Source organism: Pigmentiphaga sp. YJ18, assembly GCF_038066655.1.
In the GTDB taxonomy this organism is placed as follows: domain Bacteria; phylum Pseudomonadota; class Gammaproteobacteria; order Burkholderiales; family Burkholderiaceae_B; genus Pigmentiphaga.
Window position 1 is genome coordinate 987,316 of the sequence record NZ_JBBUKU010000001.1, and the last position, 19,615, is coordinate 1,006,930.

General features: G+C 69.4%; 19 protein-coding genes. 9 read left to right on the forward strand and 10 right to left on the reverse strand.

The window, feature by feature from the left end; all coding sequences use genetic code 11:
* Positions 1–2: 2 nt before the first annotated feature.
* The 6 genes from WKR98_RS04860 to WKR98_RS04885 form a co-directional block, all read right to left on the reverse strand.
* Positions 3–992 carry an NAD(P)H-dependent flavin oxidoreductase gene (locus tag WKR98_RS04860; protein ID WP_124692131.1) on the reverse strand — a complete coding sequence of 330 codons (990 nt, stop codon included), beginning with the start codon at positions 990–992 and terminating at the stop codon, positions 3–5.
* Positions 982–2,196, reverse strand: coding sequence for a CaiB/BaiF CoA transferase family protein (locus WKR98_RS04865; protein ID WP_161568026.1), 1,215 nt, complete (start codon positions 2,194–2,196; stop codon positions 982–984). Before WKR98_RS04865 ends, WKR98_RS04860 begins: the two co-directional genes overlap by 11 nt.
* Positions 2,193–2,897 (reverse strand): alpha/beta fold hydrolase, encoded by a 705-nt coding sequence (locus WKR98_RS04870; RefSeq protein ID WP_341432236.1) that lies wholly within the window; start codon positions 2,895–2,897, stop codon positions 2,193–2,195. Before WKR98_RS04870 ends, WKR98_RS04865 begins: the two co-directional genes overlap by 4 nt.
* A complete protein-coding gene (locus WKR98_RS04875; protein ID WP_124692134.1) occupies positions 2,894–4,402 on the reverse strand; it encodes a carotenoid oxygenase family protein in 1,509 nt (502 codons plus the stop codon). Before WKR98_RS04875 ends, WKR98_RS04870 begins: the two co-directional genes overlap by 4 nt.
* Positions 4,403–4,431: 29 nt before the next feature.
* Positions 4,432–5,235, reverse strand: a complete 804-nt coding sequence (locus WKR98_RS04880) for an alpha/beta fold hydrolase (protein ID WP_124692135.1) — start codon at positions 5,233–5,235, stop codon at positions 4,432–4,434.
* A 109-nt stretch (positions 5,236–5,344) separates the two neighbouring features.
* Complete coding sequence (locus WKR98_RS04885) at positions 5,345–6,184, reverse strand: IclR family transcriptional regulator (RefSeq protein WP_341432237.1); 840 nt, start codon at positions 6,182–6,184, stop codon at positions 5,345–5,347.
* A 178-nt stretch (positions 6,185–6,362) separates the two neighbouring features.
* Between WKR98_RS04885 and WKR98_RS04890 the strand changes: the two genes are divergently transcribed.
* Entirely contained in the window at positions 6,363–7,325 is a 963-nt protein-coding gene (locus WKR98_RS04890; RefSeq protein ID WP_341432238.1) for a Bug family tripartite tricarboxylate transporter substrate binding protein, read from the forward strand.
* Positions 7,326–7,359: 34 nt separating this feature from the next.
* Here WKR98_RS04890 and WKR98_RS04895 read toward each other — a convergent pair whose 3' ends face one another.
* The 3 genes from WKR98_RS04895 to WKR98_RS04905 are packed head-to-tail and all read right to left on the reverse strand — an operon-like array spanning position 7,360 to position 10,299.
* Positions 7,360–8,496, reverse strand: coding sequence for a winged helix-turn-helix domain-containing protein (locus tag WKR98_RS04895; protein WP_341432239.1), 1,137 nt, complete (start codon positions 8,494–8,496; stop codon positions 7,360–7,362).
* Positions 8,497–8,515: 19 nt separating this feature from the next.
* Positions 8,516–9,295 (reverse strand): aldolase, encoded by a 780-nt coding sequence (locus WKR98_RS04900; protein WP_238160240.1) that lies wholly within the window; start codon positions 9,293–9,295, stop codon positions 8,516–8,518.
* A gap of 32 nt (positions 9,296–9,327) precedes the next feature.
* On the reverse strand, positions 9,328–10,299 hold the full coding sequence (locus WKR98_RS04905) for a tripartite tricarboxylate transporter substrate binding protein (protein ID WP_341432240.1): 972 nt from the start codon (positions 10,297–10,299) through the stop codon (positions 9,328–9,330).
* 61 nt (positions 10,300–10,360) lie between these two features.
* On the opposite strand from WKR98_RS04905, the gene WKR98_RS04910 reads away from it, so the two are divergent.
* The 3 genes from WKR98_RS04910 (at position 10,361) to WKR98_RS04920 (ending at position 12,118) form a co-directional block, all read left to right on the forward strand.
* Entirely contained in the window at positions 10,361–11,086 is a 726-nt protein-coding gene (locus WKR98_RS04910) for a helix-turn-helix domain-containing protein (protein WP_341432241.1), read from the forward strand.
* A gap of 61 nt (positions 11,087–11,147) precedes the next feature.
* Positions 11,148–11,519: a DUF4878 domain-containing protein gene (locus tag WKR98_RS04915; RefSeq protein WP_341432242.1), complete on the forward strand. Its 372-nt coding sequence runs from the start codon at positions 11,148–11,150 to the stop codon at positions 11,517–11,519.
* On the forward strand, positions 11,516–12,118 hold the full coding sequence (locus tag WKR98_RS04920) for a YiiX/YebB-like N1pC/P60 family cysteine hydrolase (protein WP_341432243.1): 603 nt from the start codon (positions 11,516–11,518) through the stop codon (positions 12,116–12,118). The genes WKR98_RS04915 and WKR98_RS04920 overlap by 4 nt, the downstream gene beginning before the upstream one ends.
* On the opposite strand, the gene WKR98_RS04925 is transcribed toward WKR98_RS04920, so the two are convergent.
* Positions 12,115–12,693 (reverse strand): HD-GYP domain-containing protein, encoded by a 579-nt coding sequence (locus WKR98_RS04925; protein WP_341432244.1) that lies wholly within the window; start codon positions 12,691–12,693, stop codon positions 12,115–12,117. The genes WKR98_RS04920 and WKR98_RS04925 overlap by 4 nt on opposite strands.
* 141 nt (positions 12,694–12,834) lie before the next feature.
* On the opposite strand from WKR98_RS04925, the gene WKR98_RS04930 reads away from it, so the two are divergent.
* The 5 genes from WKR98_RS04930 (at position 12,835) to WKR98_RS04950 (ending at position 19,598) form a co-directional block, all read left to right on the forward strand.
* Entirely contained in the window at positions 12,835–13,338 is a 504-nt protein-coding gene (locus tag WKR98_RS04930; protein ID WP_341432245.1) for a sigma-70 family RNA polymerase sigma factor, read from the forward strand.
* 10 nt (positions 13,339–13,348) lie between these two features.
* Complete coding sequence (locus tag WKR98_RS04935) at positions 13,349–14,317, forward strand: FecR domain-containing protein (protein ID WP_341432246.1); 969 nt, start codon at positions 13,349–13,351, stop codon at positions 14,315–14,317.
* A gap of 112 nt (positions 14,318–14,429) precedes the next feature.
* A complete protein-coding gene (locus tag WKR98_RS04940; protein WP_341432248.1) occupies positions 14,430–16,865 on the forward strand; it encodes a TonB-dependent receptor in 2,436 nt (811 codons plus the stop codon).
* A gap of 20 nt (positions 16,866–16,885) precedes the next feature.
* Entirely contained in the window at positions 16,886–18,256 is a 1,371-nt protein-coding gene (locus WKR98_RS04945; protein WP_341432249.1) for a PepSY-associated TM helix domain-containing protein, read from the forward strand.
* A 121-nt stretch (positions 18,257–18,377) separates the two neighbouring features.
* A complete protein-coding gene (locus tag WKR98_RS04950) occupies positions 18,378–19,598 on the forward strand; it encodes an MFS transporter (protein ID WP_341432250.1) in 1,221 nt (406 codons plus the stop codon).
* Positions 19,599–19,615: the final 17 nt, after the last annotated feature.

A 19,615-nucleotide genomic window follows, 5' to 3' on the forward strand; every position in this document is an offset into this window, starting at 1 on the left:
GTCTATGCCGTAGCGGTGGCGAAGCGGGAGGCAGTGCTGCGTAAGGCATCGAACCGCTCGCCCGCCTGGCGGTACTCCCGCTCCAGCCGGTCCACCAGTTCCGCCACGTCCGGCACGTCCCCTATCACGCCCAGCCCTTGGCCCGCCGCCCACACATCCAGCCACCGCTTCTTCGCGAAGGGGGTATTGCTGTCGTAGTGCCGGCTGCTGCTGGCGGCGAGCGCATCCGGGTCGATGCCGTTGGCCGCGAGCGACGGCTTGAGCCAGCTCGCCGGCGTGCCCGTGATGCCGCTGCTGACGATCAGCTGTTCGGTGTCGCACTCGACCACCATCTGTTTGTAGGCCGCCGCGGCCCGGCTTTCCCGTGTCGCCAGGAAGCGAGTGCCCATGTAGACCAGATCGGCCCCGGCGGCGATCGCGCCGGCCGCGCCCCAGCCGTCGGCGATACCTCCACCGACGGCGATGATGCCGTCGAAGAACTGCCGCACCGCGCTGATGAACGCGAATGGCGACAGGCTGCCGGTATGGCCGCCGGCCCCGGCGCTGACGCAGGCCAGTCCGTCAGCCCCCGCAGCGATCGCCTTGCGGGCCAGCCGCAGGTCGATCACGTCGGCCAGTACGATGCCGCCGTAGCCATGGACGATGTCGATGGCGGGCCGTGGACTGCCTAGCGCGGTGATGACGATTGGGGGCTGGTAGCGGGCGACCAGCGCCAGGTCCTCGGGTAACCGGGAGTTCGAGGAGTGGGTGACCAGGTTCGCTGCCCAGGGGCCGAGCCGCGCGTCCGGATCGGCGGCGCGCGCCGCTTCCAGGCCCTCGGTGATGGTGTGCATCCATTGGTCCAGCACGTCGATCGGACGCGCGTTGGGTGTGGGGAATGCGCCCACGATGCCTGCCTTGCACGCGGCAAGCACGAGCTCCGGGCCGGACAGCAGGAACATGGGGGCCGAGACGATGGGCAGGCGCAGGCCGCGCAGGAGTTCACGAGACATGGGATGGCACTTCTTCCGTGGAGGGCAGGCGCACGCATCGAGCGTCGGCCAGCCGTTGTATGTCGCGTTCGGCCAGGCCGGCCTCGCGCAGGATGTCGACGCCGTGCTGCCCGATCGCGGGTACGGCGGGCGCATGGGTTCGTGCCGACCAGGCGGGCGCCCCGGGTAGCCGGACCAGCGGGCACTCGCCTACGCCCGCCACGTCCACGGTTTCCACTAGCCCGGCAAACCGCATCTGTTCCGAGGCCATGAACTGGCCGACGCTGCGCACCACGCTGGCCATGACGCCGCGTTCGTTCAGCAGGGTCTCCCATTCGTCGGCGGTGCGCGTGGACAGGCTGGCGGCGATCTCGCGGTCCAGTTCGGTGGCATGGCGGTTGCGTGCTTCTTGCGTGGCGAAGCGTGCGTCCGTGTGCAGGTCGGAACGGCCGATGGCTTCGCAGAAGCGCTGGAACTCCGCGGGCTTGCGGGCCGCCAGCATCAGCGTGCCGGCGCGGGTGGGGTACTCGCCCGTCGGCGCGGCGAAATAGACCTGGCCGGCTTCGCCGCCGCCCGTACCGGCGGCGACCAGCCGCGGCGCGAGGAAGGCCGCCATCGCTCCCATTAGCGAAATGTCCAGGCGCGCGCCGGTGCCGTGCCGCAGCCTGCCGATCAGGGCGCCGCTGATGGCCTGGTATGCGTAGAGTCCGGTGACCTGGTCGGCCAGGACGACATTGCGCGTGCGCTGGGGCTGGCCCGCTGCATCGGCATTCAGGGTCATCCAGCCGCAGAATGCCTGCATGATCTGGTCGACCACGCCGCGCCGGCTCAGCGGCCCGTCCTGGCCGAAGCCGGAGACCGAGGCGTAGACCAGGTCCGGCCGGTCCGTCCGCAGCGCGGCATCGTCCAGGCCCAGCCGCGCGGCCACCCCGGGGCGAAAGCTTTCGATCACGATGTCGCAGCCGGCGGCGATGCGGCGCGCCGTCCCGGGGCCGTCCGGATGCTTGAGATCGAGCGCGATGCTGCGCTTGCCGAGATTGACCGTGATGGAGGCAGGCGTGTGTCCGCGATGCTGGTTGCGGCCCGAGCGTATCCAGTCGCCCTCGAAAGGCTCGACCTTCACTACGTCGGCGCCCTGAGCGGCCAGCAGCATGGTGCAATAGGGACCGGCCACGCCCTGGCTCAGGTCGAAGACGCGCAGCCCTTGCAGGGGAAGCGGCGTCACGATGCGTCTCCATGCGCGATCCATCGCGCCAGCACGGCGGCCAGCGCGGCGGGTTGCTCCAGCGGCAACAGGTGGCCGGCCCCCGCCACCGTCTCCAGCCTGCTGCCCGGCACGGCGGCCGCCAGCCGCTGCAGGTTCTCCGGCGCCACGACCCGGTCGTGCGTGGTGGTCACCAGCAGGGTTGGACGGCGGCCGTCGAGCAGCCCAGTGCGATCCGGCCTGGCGATGCAGGCCAGGCAATGCGCGATATAGCGTTGCGCGCCGTAGGCCCGCACGATGGCCCGGCGCCGCGCCATCAGTTCGGGACGCGCCAGGGTGTCCGGATGGAACGGGGCGGTGGAGGCGGCGGCCGTCTCCAGGTAGCCGCCCTGGCGGGCACCGGCGATGGCTTCCCGCCGCTTGGCGGCCTGGGCCGGCGTATCGGCCGCGGGGCCCGAGCAGATCAGCGCGATACCCTGGATCCGTTCGGGAGCCCGGTCGAGCACCGCCATCGCGACATACCCCCCGAACGAGAAGCCGCCCAGCCAGAAGCGCGCGGGCGCTTCGCGCAACACCTGATCGGCCAGCTCCTCCACCGTCTCCAGCGCGGGCAGGTCCGGGCAGTGCGCGCGCAGGGGGTCCGGCAGGGCCGCCTTCACGTCATCGAATACGGCCGCCGTGTTGTTCAGTCCCGGCAGCAGGACCAGATCGGCCGGCGTCATGCCCAGGCCGCCGGATCGCGATGTTCGCCGGGAATGCGGTCGCCTTCCACCCAGCAGGCGTGGGTGCCGATGGGAATGCGTTCCGGCAGCACGATGGTGGCCAGCGGCCCGCGCGAGATGTCGCGGGCGTCCAGCACCAGGCATTCGGAGCGGTCCTGGTTCATGTCGGTGACAAGAACGGTGACGTAGCCGTCGTCCTCGTCGCGCGCGCCCAGGCGCCGCGCCACCTGGGGTTCGCTGCCGTAGCGGCCGGGGCCGTACTCGTAGCGCTGTACGGCCCCGGTGTGCAGGTCGAAGCGTTTCAGGCCGCGGAACAGCCACTCGCCCGGCTGGTAGAGCACGTTGTAGCTGTAGCGGTAGGGCCGGCCCACGTAGTCGTTGCTGACGGCCGGGAACTCGGTGATCTCGTCGTCCAGGTATTGTTCGGTGGTCGCGCCGGTGCGCAGGTTGAAGCGCCAGCGGTGCATCATGGTCGGGTTGTTGTGCTTGTCCAGCCGCGCCTTGATCCGGGCGTAGATGTCCTTGCCGTCGGTCGCGCCCACCGGGTGCAGCTTGGGTTCGGGCATGATGCAGCCGTCCATCACGATCTCGTCGCCGTCCTCGTAGCAGTTGGCCAGGTGCAGGATGTGGCAGGCCTTGGCCTCGAACCACCGCACCTGCGAGCCGTCGCCATGGCGCGGGATCACGCCGAAGCGGGCGGGCATCTCGGGATGGAAGGTCATCTTGTGCTGCCCGCGCCTGAGCAGTTCGGGATCGAAGAAATGCGGCGTGTCGTGCAGGATGGAATAGTTCCTGGTGATGCCCAGGTCATGCGGCCAGCGGGCGCCCGGCAGCTCCACCGGCACGTAGTGCACCAGCCGGTTGTTCCGGTCGATGACGCCGTAGTGCATGTACGGCCAGTGCTCGGGATAGTTGAAGAACATCATCTCGCCCGTTTCCGGATCGACCTTGTAGTGCGAACTGATGCCGTCCGGGATCTTGCGCGCCCAGTTGGTGTCCGGGCCCAGCGTGTCCAGCGTGATGGGATCCAGGCGCCAGGGTTCGCTGCCCTGCGACATGGTGGCCAGCAGCAGCCCCGCGTGGCAGATGATGTCGGTGCCGGCGTTGTCCTTCATCGCCCCCATGGCGCCGGACCCGCGGCGGGACGCTTTTTCAGGCTCCAGCAGGCCCGCCCACAGCGAGCGGCGGGCCGCCTGCTCGGCCAGGAAGCCGGTGGTCTGCACGAAGCGGTTGCGGTAGGTGGCGCGGCCGTCGTGGAAGTGCACCGCATGCAGCATGCCGTCGCCGTCGAAAGGGTGGAACATGCCCAGCGGCTGGTGGATCTGGTTGTGCGTGTTGCGGATGAAGATGCCGTCCAGGTCGCGCGGGATCTCGCCAATGACCCGGAGGCTGTCGGTGTCGGCGATGTACTCGTTGAACATGGGCCGGAACGGGCCGTTCAGGAACGGATGGTCGGAGGGCTGCAGCGTGGACATTACGCCGCTGGGCAGGGTCTGGATGGTCATGGCGGGAATCGGTCGTGAAGGGGGAGCATTCAGGCGGCGGCGCGCTGCGGCAGGCCGGCCAGGAAGGACAGCAGCGCGGCGTTGAAGGCCTCGGGCTGCTCGGCGAAGGAGTAGTGGCCGGCGCCCTCGATGCAGACGAAGCGGGCATCGGGAATGACGGCGGTAAGCTCGCGCATGCCGTCGGGCCGGCCGACCTTGTCCTGCGCGCCGGCGATCAGCAGCGCCGGCACGCTGACCTCGCGCATCGTCTGCAGGCCGTCGTAGTTCACGATGGCTTCGATGGCCGCGCAGAAGGTGTCGGCCGACATCGACAGGGCGACCTCGCGCACCTGGTCCACCAGCGGCCCGGCCGAGCCGGGCGCGAACATCGAGCGCACCACGGACTCGGCGGCGGTGCGGAAGGGCACGCCGCGCTTGAGCGGATCGATGCGCTCCTTCAGGAAGGTCACCTTGTCCTCGGCCGACTTGCGGGCGAAGGAGCCCAGCGTGGCGGAGATCACCAGCCCGTGCACGCGGTCGCCCGCCAGGCGGGTGACGAGCGGCGCGGTGATGCCGCCCATGCTGTGTCCCATGACGACGTTGCGCCGGCTGCCGGCATGTTCGATCAGGTGGGCCGCGGCTTCGGCCAGGTGCTCGATCGACAGTCCGTTCGCGGGTAGCGGACTCAGGCCGTAGCCCGGCGCGTCCCAGGCCACGACGCGATAACCGGCCTGCACCAGGGTGGCGGTCAGGTCCCGGAAATAGTCCTTGGAGCCGTAGGCGCCGTGCAGCAGGAACACGGTGGTATCGGAGTCGCCGCTGACGGCGTGATCGGGTAGGCGGAGTCTGTTCATCGAAGCGCTCGTGGGGGGAATCGGTACGCTTCGAACTCTAGGTAGCGCCCGGGACGGGGGAAACCGCCGCTGCGGGCGCGTTCCGCAATCCGGATCGGGCGGGCTCGGCCTACCCGCGCTCGGGCCCCGCCGCGCGCATGGCCTGGCCGATGACGGCCACCGTTTCCACCAGGCGCGGCCCCAGCACCTGGACCAGGCGCACTTCGGACAACTGGATCGAAGGCCCCACGCAGGCGAAGGAGAAAACGCCGCTCTGGCCCAGCACCATCGGCACGCCCACGCCGCTGATCAGTCCGCCTCGGCCGCGCTGGGACACCACGAAGCCGCGCTCGCGGTAATCCTTGTGGGCCCGCTCGACCACGCCGCGTATGTCTTCCCAGTCGTCGGGATGCGCGTCGCGCAGCGCCTGCAGCATGTGCACCCGCTCGGGCACCGGGGCGGCCACCAGGTACGCCAGCCCGATGGACGTGCGCTCGATGGGCACCACCGAGCCGGAGTCGGTATTGATCGTCAGCGCATTGCGCGGCGGATGGATCACTTCCAGGAAAACCAGGCCCGTGCGGTCGCGTGCGCCCAGGATCACCGCGATGTCGAGTTCGTCCGCCAGGCGCTGCATGTGGGGGCGGGCCGTGCGCAGCAGGCCGATGTGGCGTTGTACGCTGGCGCCCAACCCCAGTACCCGGGCGCCCATGGAATATTTGCGGCTCTGCTCGTCCAGGCGCAGGTAGCCTAGCGACGCCAGCGTGCCGGTAATGCGCGAGACCGTGGTTTTGGGCAGGCCGGTGATGGCCACCAGTTCCTGGTTGCCCAGGGGATGGCCGACCTCGAAAGCGGCCAGGATTTCGAGCCCCTTGGCCAGCGAGGTCATGAAGTCGCCGCGCCGGCCGTCGGCGCCGGCCCGTCGGGTCTTGCCGGGAGAGGATGTCCGCATATCGGGAATGATGGCCATGAAGGCTCCGGCTACACAACGCGCGACCATGCCCGGTCCGCGCATGGAATCATGCCAGATCCGCATGCCGGAACGGCACCGGGTAGCTGTCGTCAACCGGCGGCCTCGTCACCAAGAATCCCGGTCCATGGACGCGAAGCCGGCAACGAAGCCGGACGCGACGGAAGGAGACGCACAAATGATACGCACAGCCATGCTCGTGGCCGCGCTTGCCCTGGCCGCCGCCGGTCCGGCAAGGGCGGACTGGCCCTCCCGGCCGATCACCATCGTCGTGCCCTACGCGCCGGGCGGGTTGACCGACGCCGTGGCGCGCACGATCTCCGAAGGCGCCGCGCGCGAACTCGGCCAGCCGGTGGTCGTCGAGAACAAGCCCGGCGCGGGCGGCAAGATCGGCATGGACTATCTACGGCGGGCGCCCAAGGATGGCTATACGATAGGGCTGGCCGTGCCCGCCACGATGGTGACCCTGCCGTTGACCGATCCCGGCTACGGTATCGAGCCGCTGAAGGAATTCGCGCCCGTCACCATCGCCGTCGATACCTTCATGGTGCTGGTCGCCAGCAAGAAGATCCTGCCGTCCGGAGGCCTGAAGGAGTTCATCGCCCTGGCCAAGAGCCGGCCGGGCCAGTTGAACTACGGCACGCCCGGCGCGGGCACCAGCTTCCACTTCAACAACGTCTATTTCGCCAACCTGGCCGGCATCCAGACCGTGCACGTGCCCTACAAGGGCGAAAGCGGGGCACTGGCGGACCTGGCGGGCGGACAGATCGACTACATGCTGGCTGGCCAGGGAGCGAAGACCTTCGTCGACACGGGGAAGGTGCGTGCGTTGGCCGTCGCGTCGAAGAAGCGGGTCGAGGCCTACCCCGACGTGCCCACCTTCAAGGAAGCCGGCATGGATTTCTCCACCGACGGCTGGGTGGGATTCATCGCCCCGGCGGGCATACCGCCCGCGGTGCTGGAGCGGCTGAACGCGGCGCTGGTCAAGACCATCCAGTCGCCGTCCGTGCGCGCATCCTTCGCGTCCATGGGCTACGAGCCGGTAGGCAGCACGCCCGCGTATTTCCGCAACGTCGTGCAGGAAGCTTCCAAGCGCTATGGCGCGATGATCGACAGCGGGCAGGTGAAGCTGGCGCAGTGACGGCGCCGGGCGCCCGGTCCAGGCAGCGTGTTCCTCACCCCCGCTGGAACCGCTCGAACCCGTGCAGCGCCTCGTCGATGGCCATCTTCCACGCCGGCCGTTTGGCGGCGATCCAGGTCCATTTCTGCATCAGCAGGCGGCCGGCCTGGCGGTCCATCTTCAGGTCCAGCGCGGCCACGACCTGGTCGCCCACCAGCACCGGCAGCGCGAAATATCCCAGCACGCGCTTCTCGGGCGGCACGTAGGCCTCGAAGCGATGTTCGTAGCCGAAGAAGGCGTGTAGCCGCTTGCGCTGGATGATCAGCGGATCGAACGGCGACAGGATGTGCGTGGCGGCGGCCGGGGCCGCTGGCGTGTCCAGCGCGGCCGGTTCGATCCAGTGCTGGGTCTTGGCCTGCCCCGCGATGTGCACGGGCACCAATTCCTTCTTCTTCACCCGGGACTCGATCAGGGCGCGCACCGCGGGCTTGGCGCCGGCATCGCCGTAGCAGATCGAATCCAGCCCGACCACGCCCTGCGAGCGCAGCGCCCGCCGCAGCAGGTATTCGGCGTACTTCGCCTCGGCCACCGGCCGGGGGCGGCGCGCCCAGCCGAAGTGGCGCCTGGACAGCTCGTAGGTCTTGAGCATGCCCGTGCGCTTGCTGACCGTGAGGTCGCCCACGAAGAATCCCAGCCGCAGCGCGCGCTTGGACGGCTTGCGGCTGCCCCAGGGGTGGGTCTTCTCGATCAGGGCTTCGTCGATATCGCGGATGGACAGCGCGCCTTCGTCGCGGATGCGCCGCAGCAGCGCCGCGTAGTCGGCGTCGTCCACGCCGGAGATCCAGGGGCCGGGCCGGGCGCGGCGCGCGTCCATGGCGGCGACGAACTGCCGGTAGTCGGCCGTGGGCACGTAGGCCAGCGCGTGGGTCCAGTACTCGAACACGCTCTTGTCCGCCGACTGCGCCTGTTCGAGGTCGGCGCGGCGATAGCCGGGAATGCGGGAATACAGGATGTGATGGTGGCAGCGTTCGATCACGTTGATGGTGTCGATCTGCACGTAGCCGAGATGTTCGATGGCCCGGCCCACCGCCTCGGGGCCCGCGCCGAAGGGCGTGGGCGTATCCAGCCGCTGCGCGCGCAGCCAGATCGCGCGGGCCCGCGCGGCGGGCAGTTCGAAGGAAGCGGGGGCCATGTTCAGGCCCCCCGCGCCGTCAGAACGGATGCAGGATCCGGTCCGCGCGCCGGGCATAGTAGGCGAAGGTCGCTTCGTGGCGGCGCGGCGTACTGGTCCATCTCTGGGCTTCCTCTCCGAGTTCGGGCTGTATGGGCTGGATCTCGCCCGCGGCCATGGCCAGCAGTTGCAAGCGCGCCGCGCGTTCGAACATGACGCCCAGCACGCAGGCTTCCTCGACCGTGGCGCCGGTCACGACCAGGCCATGGTGGGCGAGCAGGACCGCCTTCTTGTCGCCCAGCGCGGCCGAGATGATCTCGCCTTCCTCGTTGCCCACCGGAATGCCGGGCCACTTCTTCAGGAACGCGCACTGGTCGTACAGCACGCAGGTATCCATGTGCGATACCGCCAGCGGCACTTCCAGCATGGCCAGCGCCGAGACGTGCGGGGCGTGGGAGTGAACGATACACCGGATGTCCGGCCGTGTCCGGTACAGCCAGGAGTGGAAGCGGTTCGCCGGGTTGGGCATGCCGCCGCCTTCCAGCACGTTCAGGTCCTCGTCGACCAGCAGCAGGTTGTCGGGCTTGATCTCGTCGAAGCCCAGTCCCAGGCGCTGCGTCCAGTACGTGCCCTCGCGCTCGGCCCGCGCGGTGATCTGGCCCGACAGGCCGGAGTCGTGGCCGAACGCGAACAGGATGCGGCAGGTCTGCGCCACGGCTTCGCGGATGGGAAGCTGCCGGGTGCGCAGGTGGGTTTCCATGTCGTCGAGCGCCGACTGGACGATCTCGGTCTTGCCGAGCTGCATGGTGTTCATTGCCATTCTGGTTCCTCTTGCTGTGATGGCCGATACGCTCAGTTCTTGACCAGCGTCGCCGATTTCATGATCCGTGCCCAGCGCTCGTATTCCGCGGCGACGGCCTTGCGGAATTCCTCCGGCGTCGAACTGGCGGTCGCGGTGCCCTGTCCGGCCAGCAGGGCCTTGAACTGGTCGTCCTTCAGGGCCTGCTGGATGGCCCGGTTCAGGGTATCGACGATGTCCCTGGGCAGGGCGGCCGGTCCGATCACGCCCGAGATCGAGCCGGAGATCAGGTCCGGATAACCCAGCTCCGCGGTGGACGGCAGGTCCGGCGCGCCGGGAATGCGCTCGGGATTGGCCAGCGCCAGCGCACGCAGCTTACCGGACTTGGCGAAGGGCATTACCACCGGGGCCGCCTCGAAAGTCAGGTTCACCTGGTTGCCCACCACGTTGGCCACCGATTCGGCGCCGCTCTTGAACGGCACGTGCAGGAAGGTGACGCGGGCCGAGCCCTCCATGATCTTCATCCCCTGGTAGGGCGAACTGCCCACGCCGGCCGTGCCGAAGCTCAGGCTTTCCGGCTTCTCGCGCGCCAGGGCGACGAGATCCGCCAGGGTCTTGGCGGGCACGGACGGATTGACCGCGACCACGTGGGGCGTGGAGGCGACGGCAGAAACGTAGGTAAAGTCCCGGAAGCTGTCGAACGGCACCTTCATGGTGTGCGGATTGACGGCCACGACGCCCATGGTGGTGAACATCAGCGTATAGCCGTCGGGCTGCGCATGCTTGACGTATTCGGCCGCGATGTTGCCGCCGGCGCCGGGCTTGTTCTCGATGATGACGGGTTGCCCGAGCTGTTGCGCGAGGGCCTTGCCCGTTGCCCGCGCGACCAGGTCGGTGATGCCGCCCGCGCCGAACGGCACGACCAGCGTGACGGGCTTGGCGGGGTAGGAAGCCGCGCTGGCCGACGCGGCACAGCAGAAGGCGGCCAGGCCGGCCAGGGCCCGATGAAGGCGATGCGTATCCATGGCTGCTCCTTGCGAGAGTTTTGGAAACTTCGGTGTCTATAATGACACTGAAGTTTCCTACGTGCAAGATACGACCGGCGCGGCGCGGGTTTTTCTCGAGGCCTTCCCCTACAATGAAAACGTCATCTTTCCGCGACAGAACGCCGCCTTCATGCCGTCTTCCCCATCCAGAACCGCACGCAGCCCGGGCGCCGGAGCGGCCGACGACGCGCAGCCGGGCAACCCGCGCCGGCTGGGCGCGCGGCTGGCGGCGCTGCGCAAATTGAACGGACTCACCCTGGAGCAGCTCGCGATCCGGGCGGAAATCACCAAGAGCTATCTGTCCAAGCTGGAGCGGGGCCTGTCCTCGCCCACCATCGGGACGTTGCTCCGGCTTGCGCGCGCGCTGGGGGTCGAGACCGACCGCCTGATCGGCGACCATCACGACGGCGGCGACGTGGTCGTGGTCAAGGCGGCCGAACGGGTGCCGTTCAGCCGGTCCAACGAACGCGACGGCTACACGTACGAAGCCATCGCCGCGTCGCGGCAGAACAAGGCCATGGTGCCGTTCATCATGCGCCCTCCGCATGCCGTGGACGACACGCAGGACCTGGCCAGCCATGCGGGGGAAGAACTGATCTTCCTGATCTCGGGAAAGATGGAGATCGTGTTCGCCGATCGCCGCGTCCTGATGGAAGCGGGCGATTCGGTCTATTTCAATGCGTCGATTCCGCACCGCTCCCGGTCGATAGGCAAGACGCCCGCGCAGGCGCTGGTGGTCGTCAGCGATCCCTCGCGGCGGGAGTGAGGCGGCGGCCGCGGGGCCGCGTTCCGCGAAACGTCTTGCCTCCCGCCCCTTCTCGATCTTCATGCTCGCGCTGTTCGCGCTGGTGCTTGCGGCCTGCTCCGGCGGCAAGCCCGAGTCGGCCATCGAGGCCTTCTATCGCGCGGCCGCCAAGGGCGATGTGGAAAAGGCCACCGAGCAGATCTCCTTCGCCCAGGTGCCCGCCGCGCAGATGGTGCAGGCCAAGGGCAAGGTCCAGATGATCGTGGGTGAAATGCAAAGCCGCATCAACGCCAACGACGGCCTGGACAGGATCGAGATGGAGCAGGTCACCGTCGACGAAGCGGGCAAGGCCGCGCAGGTTCGCGCGCGCATCAAGTACAAGAACGGCAAGGATCAGACCCAGGTCCACAAGCTGGTCAACGAAGACGGTACCTGGAAGATCCTGCTCAAGTGAAGCCGGCCCGCGCGGCGCTGCGCCGGCTGGGCGGCGCGCTGGTCCTGGCGCTGCTGGGCGCGGCCGCACAGGCGGCGGACCTGCTCGCGCCCGGCGCCCGGGCGGGTGACCTGATCTTCCGCGAAGGCACCGAGGCGGTCAGCGCCGCCGTCATGGCGGTCGACCGCGGCGCGTACAGCCATGTCGGCATGCTGGTGGGCCAGCCGGGAAACTGGCAGGTCGTGCATGCCACGCCTTCCGAAGTGCGCGGCCGGCCCGATGGCGTCGTGGTCGATGCGCTGGCGTTCTTCCTCGATCCCCGGCGCTCCCGGCGCCACGCGGTCTATCACGTCGAGGCCGGCGACGAGGCGCGCCAGCGCGCCGTCGCCCTCGCGCTGTCCATGCAGGGGCGGCCGTTCCGCATCGCCGACCCGGCCGGTACCTATTGCACCGAACTCGTCTGGAAGGCCTGGCGCGATGCCGGGATGGACCTGGACGTGCGGTTCACCTCGTTGGCCCTGCCCTTGCTGCCGGGCAACTATCTGCTGCCGAGCGACCTGCTGGCATCGCCACGGCTTCGGCCGCTGGCGCCGGCCACGCCCTTGCCGGCGCGGAGCTAGGTCCGTTCCTGCGTCAACTGCTCGAACAGGTCGTACAGCCGCGGGTCGCTCTTGCGCCCCCGCTCTTCCCGCATGATCCGCATGATGTCCTGGTGCGTGCGCGGCCGCTGGTAAGGACGCGTCGAGGCCATTGCGTCATAGCTGTCGGCCAGGCTCACGATGCGCGACAGGAGCGGAATCTGTTCGCCGTGCAGGCCGTCGGGATAGCCCGCGCCGTCGAACCATTCGTGATGATGGCGGATGGCGGCGGCGACGACGCTCGCGTCGTCGCAGGGAACGGCGGCGAAGATGCGTTCGCCGCGTTCGGAATGGGTCATCATCAGTTCGCGCTCATCGGGCTCCAGGCGGCCGGGCTTGTGCAGGACGGCGTCGGGAATGCCGATCTTGCCGATGTCGTGGAAGCGCGCGGCCGCGGCCAGCAATTCGAGTTCGCCTGCCGCCAGGCCGCAGGCGCTGCCCAGCATCCAGGCCAGTTGACCCACGCGGTCGCAATGTTCGTGGGTTTCGGCGCAGCGCTCGCTTAGCGCGACGAAGAGCGGATCGAGAGTGGGGTGTTCGGGGATGGCGTCGGGCATCGTCGATAGCGCAGAGCAAGGCGTGCGAATTCTACCGCCGGGCGGAGCGGCCGGATGCGTCTTGCACGAAGCCCGTCATCTAATTAGAATCAAGAACAATTCTCATTCTTGCGTCCCCGCGCCGGCGCCTGGTATCCGCCCATGTCCACGGCCCATCCCCGTTCCCGGGAAATCGAGGCACTCTACAGCGACCACCACGGCTGGCTGCATGCATGGCTGCGCCGCAAGCTCGGCAATTCCTTCGACGCGGCGGACCTGGCCCAGGATACCTTCGCCCGCGTGCTGGCCGGGCGCATGCCGGCCTCGCTGGCCGAGCCGCGCGCCTACCTGACCACCGTGGCCAAGGGCATCCTGGTCAACTGGTACCGGCGCCAGGCGCTGGAACGTGCCTACCTGGAGGCGCTCGCGGCGCTGCCCGAGCCGCAGGCGCCGCCGCCCGAGCAGCGCGTCCTGATCCTGGAAACCCTGTACGAGATCGATGCCCTGCTCGACCGCCTGCCGCCCCAGGTCCGGCGGACCTTCCTGCTGTCGCAGATCGAGGGCATGAAGTACGACGACATCGCGCGGACCACCGGCGTGGCGCTGATCACCGTGAAACGCCATATGAAGCAGGCGTTCTCGCACTGCCTGGCGGCGATCGACTAAGGTGTCCGCCATGAATCGCCCCGCGCCGGGCGTGCCCATCGATCCCCGCATCCTGGAACAGGCTTCCGACTGGCTGGTGCAGCTCCATGGCGGCGGCATGACGGACGAAGCGCGCGCCGCTTTCCAACGGTGGCGCCAGAGCGATCCCGAGCACGACCGCGCCTGGGCGCGGGCCGAGTTGCTGATGAACAAGCTCGGCGGCCTGCCGCCGTCGCTGGCCATGCCGTCGCTCGACCGGCCCGCGCGCGGCAGCCGCCGCGCCGCCATCGCCCGGCTGGCCATGCTGGCGGCTACCGTGCCGGCGGGCTGGGCCGCCTGGCGGCTGGCGCGCCACGAAGGCTGGGCGGCCGACCACCGGACCCGGACCGGCGAGCGGCGCGATTTGCGCCTGGCCGACGGCACCCGGCTGATGCTGAACACCGCCACCGCCATCGACGTGCGCTTCGACGCCACGCAGCGCCTGATCCACCTGCGCGCGGGCGAGATCCTGATCCAGACCGCGCCCGACAGCGCGCCGGTGCGCCGGCCCTTCCTGGTCGGGACCGGGGAAGGCCGCATGGAGGCCCTGGGCACGCGCTTCAGCGTCCGGCAGGACGAAGGCCGAACCACGGTTGCCGTGTTCGAGAACGCGGTGCGGATCGAACCGCGCGGCGCTTCGCCCGCCGTGCTCGAGGCCGGACACCGGGTCTCGTTCACCGCCTCCGGCCTGGCCGCTCCGGCGCCGGCCGACGAGGCCGCCATTGCCTGGACGCGGGGCATGCTGCTGGCCGACCGCATGCTGATGGCCGACGTCGTCGCCGAAGTCGCGCGTTATCGCGGCGGCATCGTGCGGTGCGATCCCGCCATCGCCGACATTCCCGTCTCGGGCGCCTTCCCGATCGCCGACACGGATCGCACGCTGGGCATGCTGGCCGCCACCTATCCGGTGCGGGCGGTGACGCGGGCGGGCGGGTACTGGGTCAGCGTCGTGCCCCGCTGACGGCGGTCCCGACTCCAGGCCGCGATTTTTTTCGCGGCGGGTGATACTTTTTTCCGTTTCGACTGGCAGACGAGGTGAACCCCTCGCCCGACCCTCGAAAGGATCTTCTCCCATGCCGTCCATCCGCGCGCGCCGTGCCGAGCGCCGCCTGCACCAGGCCATCCGCGTCGCCCTGCTTGGCCTCGCGTTCACCATGGCGACCGGCGCGAGCCACGCCGCCGACGGCGTGCCCGCGTCCTCCGCGGCCAAGGCGCCCTACCGCATTCCCGCCGGTCCGCTGGGCCGCACGCTGTCCGGCGTGGCCGTCAACGCCGGCGTTGCGCTGTCATTCGATTCGGCGCTGACCGATGGCCTGACGAGTCCGGAAGTATCGGGCAGCTATTCGGTGCCGGAAGTGTTCTCGCGGCTGCTCGAAGGCAGCGGCCTCGAATTCGTCGGCCGCGGCGATGGCAGCTATACGCTGCGCCGGCAGCCGGCCGAGGCCCAGGTGCCGGCCGGCGCGGCCACGCAGACGCTGCCCGCGGTCGCGGTCACCGCCGAGCGGCTGGGCGCTGGCAGCCTGCCGCCGGCCTACGAGGGTGGCCAGGTCGCGACGGGCGGCCGGCTCGGCATGCTGGGCAACGTCGACGTCATGGACGCGCCTTTCAACATCACGAGCTACACGTCCAGGACCATCGAGGACCAGCAGGTCCACAGCGTGGCCGGGATCCTGGCGAACGATCCGTCGGTGCGTGTCAGCAGCACCAACTCGACCCATAACGAGGCCTTCCAGATCCGCGGCTTCGAGATCTTCTCGCCCGACATCGCCATCAACGGCCTGTACGGATTGCTCTCGCCCTACCGCGTGACGACCGAATACGCCGAGCGCATCGAGGTGCTCAAGGGGCCGAGCGCGCTGCTGGGCGGCATCTCGCCCAACGGCAGCATAGGCGGAGGCATCAACATCGTCACCAAGCGCGCGGCCGACGAACCGCTTACGCGCCTGTCGGCCGGCTACATGTCCGATGGCCAGTTGACCACGCATGCCGACATCGGCCGCCGCTTCGGCCAGGACAAGGAGTTCGGCGTGCGGGTGAACGGCGCCTATCGCGACGGCGACACGGCGATGGACGGCCAGTCGCAGCGGCTCGCGCTGGGCTCGGTGGGCCTGGATTATCGCGGCGAGCGGGTGCGCCTGTCGCTGGACGCGATCGCGCAGGCCGAGCACCTGAAGGGCGGCGCCGAATTCGGCATGCGTTTTTCGGGCGCGGTGCCGGCGGCGCCCCGCGCTTCCACCGTCTTCCTGCCCGGGTCCTACTCGAACGCCTACAACCGTACCGTGCTGGCCCACGGCGAGTTCGACCTCACGCCCGACGTCACGCTGTTCGGCAGCTACGGCACGCTGAACGCCGACCGCCATGCCGCGCTGGGCGCGCCGCTGGCCGATGCCCAGGGCAATTTCTCCGCCGTGCTGTCGCGCGAGCGGCGCTACTTCGACAACGCGTCCGGCGAGGCGGGCATACGCGGCCGCTTCCATACCGGCAGCGTGCGGCACCAGCTCAGCGCCAGCGTGAGCCGCTTCGAGACCGAGACCGGTTTTTCGCAGACCCTGGGCACCCCGGTACCGTCCAACATCTACCATCCCGCACCGGTGCCGCAACCCCAGGCCGACCCGCCGGGCACGCCCAAGACCGGCACGACGCGGGCATCCAGCGTCGCGCTGGCCGACACGCTGTCGTTCGCCGACGACCGGGTCCTTCTGACCCTGGGGCTGCGCCGGCAGCAGTTGAAAGTCACCAATTTCAGCGCCGCCAGCGGCGCGCAGACCTCGCGCTACGACGAAAGCGCCACCACGCCGATGGCCGCGGTGGTGGTCAAGCCGCTGTCCAACCTGTCGCTGTATGCCAACTACATCGAAGGCCTGACGCAGGGGCCGACCGCGCCCACCAACATTCCCGGGCTGGCCAATCCCGGACAGATGTTCGCGCCCTACAAGTCCAAGCAGTATGAGGTCGGCGCCAAGATGGACTTCGGCCGGACCACCGCCACCGTGAGCCTGTTCCAGATCAAGCGGCCCAACAGCGTGATCCGCGACAACACCTTCACCATGGACGGCCAGCAGCGCAACCGCGGCATCGAACTGAACGTCTTCGGCGAGGCGGCGCGCGGCGTCCGCCTGCTGGGCGGCGTGGCGCTGCTGGACGGCAAGGTCACCAAGGCCGCGACCCCCGCGCTGGAAGGCAAGACCGCCGTCGGCGTGCCCGGACTGCAATTGAACCTGGGCGCGGAATGGGACACGCCGTTCCTGCCCGGCCTGACCCTGACCGCGCGCGGCATCCGTACCAGCACGCAATACGTCGACGCGGCGAACACGCAGCAGCTGCCCGGCTGGACCCGCTTCGACGTGGGAGCGCGCTACGCCACGCGGATCGCCGGCAGGCCGATCGTGCTGCGCGCCAACATCGAGAACCTGTTCGACAAGAACTACTGGTCGGGCGTGTACGGCGGCAGCTTCGTTTCGCTGGGCAGTCCGCGCACGCTCATGCTGTCGGCCACGGTCGACTTCTAGGACCGGCCGGATCGCTCGTCATGGCAACGATTTCTCCGCGTTTCCTGCGCATCGCCTACCTGGTCCACAAGTGGAGCAGCCTGGTCTCGACGTTTTTTCTGCTGATCCTGTGCGTGACCGGGCTGCCGCTGATCTTCCATGAAGAGATCGAGCAGTACCTGTCGCCGCATCCCACACCCCAGACGCAGGTCGCCGGCGCGCCGAAGGCCAGCGTCGACGCCATGGTCGCTCGCGCCCGTGCGGCGCGGCCCGGCGAACAGCTCGTGTCCGTGGCCTTTCCGCAAGGGCAGGCCGCTGTCGTCGTCGACTCGGTGCCGGAGGGCGCGCCGCCCGGAGCGCCGCCCCATCGCCAGGCCTTCGACCTGCACAGCGGCGAGCCGACCGCGCTGCTGCTGCCCGACGACATCCCCGTGATGACGCTGCTGCTGGACCTGCACAAGTCGTTGTTCGCCGGGCTGCCCGGCACGCTGTTCGTCGGCGCGATGGGGTTGCTGCTGGCGGTGGCGGTGATTTCCGGCTGCATCGTCTACGCCCCCTTCATGCGCAAGCTGCCGTTCGGCGCGGTGCGCCGCGACCGTACGCGCCGCATCAAGTGGCTGGACCTGCACAACGTACTCGGCATCGCGAGCGGCGCATGGGTGCTGACGGTGGGCGTCACGGGCTTCGTCAATTCGCTGCACGATCCGATCGCCGGCCAGGTCCGGGTGGGCTTCATGGCCCTGACCGCAAGCTACCGCCATGCGCCGCCGCCCGAGCATCCCGGTTCGATCGACGCGGCCATCGCCCAGGTCCGCCGGTCCGCGCCCGACATGGCGCTGGTCTCGGTCTGGTTTCCCGGCACGCGCTTCAGCACGCCGCACCACTACGCCGTCTTCACGCGCGGCAATACGCCCATCACTTCGCGGATGCTTAGCGCGGCGCTGATCGACGCCGAAGACGGCCGGATGATCAGGGTGCCGGACAATCCCTGGTACACCAATGCGCTGTTCGTCTCCCAGCCGCTGCACTTCGGCGACTATGGCGGCTTGCCGCTGAAGATCCTGTGGGCCGTGCTGGACGTGATCACGATCTTCGTGCTGGGCAGCGGCCTTTATCTGTGGCTGGGGCGGCCGCGCGGCGGGCGGGTGCCGGGCGCCGAGCGCCGGCAGGCCGGCGCCGCCGCATTGCGCGACCTGGACATGAGCACGGCGGCGGCCCGCGCCTGGAACACCGAGCCGCGATCCTTGCGGACCATCTTCCACGTGCCCGCCTGGCTCGCGCTGGCGAGCGCGGTCGGGCTGGCGTCGGCGCTCCTGGGTGACGGCGGGTGGGACGCGCTGTCATGGGGAATGCTGGGCATCCCGGTGCTTGCGGTGGCCTGGGCGCTGCGGCGGGCGCCGGCACGAGGGTGAAGGGACCGGCGCGAGCATGGTACCCTGGCGCCCGGCGGACGACCGAAGCCCATCAAAGGCCTTCCGGTAGGCCGTCGTCCTCGCGCCTGATGCGCGGGGCCGAGCATGGGTGTCTGACGATATGGCTTCCCCTTCGCTGGTCGACTCCAGGGCGTCCTGGATCATTGCTACCGCCGCCCTCTGTTGCCTGGGCATGACCTTCGGCGCGCCGCTGATCTCCACGGTCGGGCTCAAGGCCATCGCCGGCGAAATGGGAGGCGCTCGTTCCGTGCCCGCCCTGGGAGGCTCGCTGGCCTGGCTCGGGTCGGCGGTGGGCGGCGTGATGATGGGGCGGCTCGCGCATCGCTTCGGCGTGCGCTGGACGGTCATGGCCGGCTCCGTGTCGGTCTGCCTGGGGCTGTTCATCTCCACCCTGGGCGAGCCGTGGCTGCTGTATATCGGCCACGGCGTGTTCATCGGATTCCTCGGCATGGGCGGCCTGAACGCGCCGCTGTACGTCTACGTCAGCCAGTGGTTCGAACGCCGGCGCGGCTCCGCGCTGGCCTTGCTGTCCAGCGGAAGCTACATCGCCGGCGTCGTCTGGCCGCTGGTGTTCGAACACACCATCAGCACCTGGGGCTGGCGCGCGACCATGATGGGCTACGGCGTGCTCGAGGCAGGCGTCGTGCTGGTGCTGGCGTCCCGCTTCCTGCGGCCCGTCGCCGACACCGCCGTCCGCGCGGCGGAGCACAAGGGCGGCGAGCGGCCCACCGTGTTCGGCCTGCGCCCCAATACCGTCTTCGTCATGCTGGCCGGCGCCGCCTTCCTCTGTTGCATTCCCATGGCCATGCCGCAAAGCCACCTCGTCGCCTTGTGCTCCGACCGCGGCCTGCCGGCGGCCGTGGGCGCGGCCATGCTCTCGGTCCTGCTGGCCGCGGCCTTCATCAGCCGGCAGGCCTGGGGGCTCGTCGCCGACCGCATCGGCGGGCTGCGCACGGCGCTGATCAGTTCGGTGATGCAGGCCACCGCCGTCTCGGGCTACCTGTACGTGACCGAGCAGTTCGGCCTTTTCACCGTCTCCATCGCCTTCGGGCTGGGCTTCAGCGCGCTGATCCCGGCCTATGTCCTGGCCGTGCGCGAGGCCTTCCCGGCGAAGGAAGCCTACTGGCGGGTTCCCTCGCTGATGCTGATGAGCGGCTGCGGCATGGCGGTGGGCGGATGGCTGGCCGGCTACATGTACGACCGGTATGCCTCGTACGACCCGGCGTTCTTCACCGGCGTGCTGACCAACGTGGCGAACCTGGTGCTGCTGGCTACGCTGGTCGTGTTGCAGTTCAGGTGGATGCGGCGGGCCACGGCGTGACGCGCCGCCGCCGGGGG

Bases quoted from the DNA above. Each gene is read 5' to 3' on its own strand.
- WKR98_RS04860 (WP_124692131.1), bottom strand. From the start codon at position 992: ATGTCTCGTGAACTCCTGCGCGGCCTGCGCCTGCCCATCGTCTCGGCC.
- WKR98_RS04870 (WP_341432236.1), bottom strand. From the start codon at position 2,897: ATGACGCCGGCCGATCTGGTCCTGCTGCCGGGACTGAACAACACGGCG.
- WKR98_RS04875 (WP_124692134.1), bottom strand. From the start codon at position 4,402: ATGACCATCCAGACCCTGCCCAGCGGCGTAATGTCCACGCTGCAGCCC.
- WKR98_RS04880 (WP_124692135.1), bottom strand. From the start codon at position 5,235: ATGAACAGACTCCGCCTACCCGATCACGCCGTCAGCGGCGACTCCGAT.
- WKR98_RS04885 (WP_341432237.1), bottom strand. From the start codon at position 6,184: ATGGCCATCATTCCCGATATGCGGACATCCTCTCCCGGCAAGACCCGA.
- WKR98_RS04890 (WP_341432238.1), top strand. From the start codon at position 6,363: ATGATACGCACAGCCATGCTCGTGGCCGCGCTTGCCCTGGCCGCCGCC.
- WKR98_RS04895 (WP_341432239.1), bottom strand. From the start codon at position 8,496: ATGGCCCCCGCTTCCTTCGAACTGCCCGCCGCGCGGGCCCGCGCGATC.
- WKR98_RS04900 (WP_238160240.1), bottom strand. From the start codon at position 9,295: ATGGCAATGAACACCATGCAGCTCGGCAAGACCGAGATCGTCCAGTCG.
- WKR98_RS04905 (WP_341432240.1), bottom strand. From the start codon at position 10,299: ATGGATACGCATCGCCTTCATCGGGCCCTGGCCGGCCTGGCCGCCTTC.
- WKR98_RS04915 (WP_341432242.1), top strand. From the start codon at position 11,148: ATGCTCGCGCTGTTCGCGCTGGTGCTTGCGGCCTGCTCCGGCGGCAAG.
- WKR98_RS04925 (WP_341432244.1), bottom strand. From the start codon at position 12,693: ATGCCCGACGCCATCCCCGAACACCCCACTCTCGATCCGCTCTTCGTC.
- WKR98_RS04930 (WP_341432245.1), top strand. From the start codon at position 12,835: ATGTCCACGGCCCATCCCCGTTCCCGGGAAATCGAGGCACTCTACAGC.
- WKR98_RS04935 (WP_341432246.1), top strand. From the start codon at position 13,349: ATGAATCGCCCCGCGCCGGGCGTGCCCATCGATCCCCGCATCCTGGAA.
- WKR98_RS04940 (WP_341432248.1), top strand. From the start codon at position 14,430: ATGCCGTCCATCCGCGCGCGCCGTGCCGAGCGCCGCCTGCACCAGGCC.
- WKR98_RS04945 (WP_341432249.1), top strand. From the start codon at position 16,886: ATGGCAACGATTTCTCCGCGTTTCCTGCGCATCGCCTACCTGGTCCAC.
- WKR98_RS04950 (WP_341432250.1), top strand. From the start codon at position 18,378: ATGGCTTCCCCTTCGCTGGTCGACTCCAGGGCGTCCTGGATCATTGCT.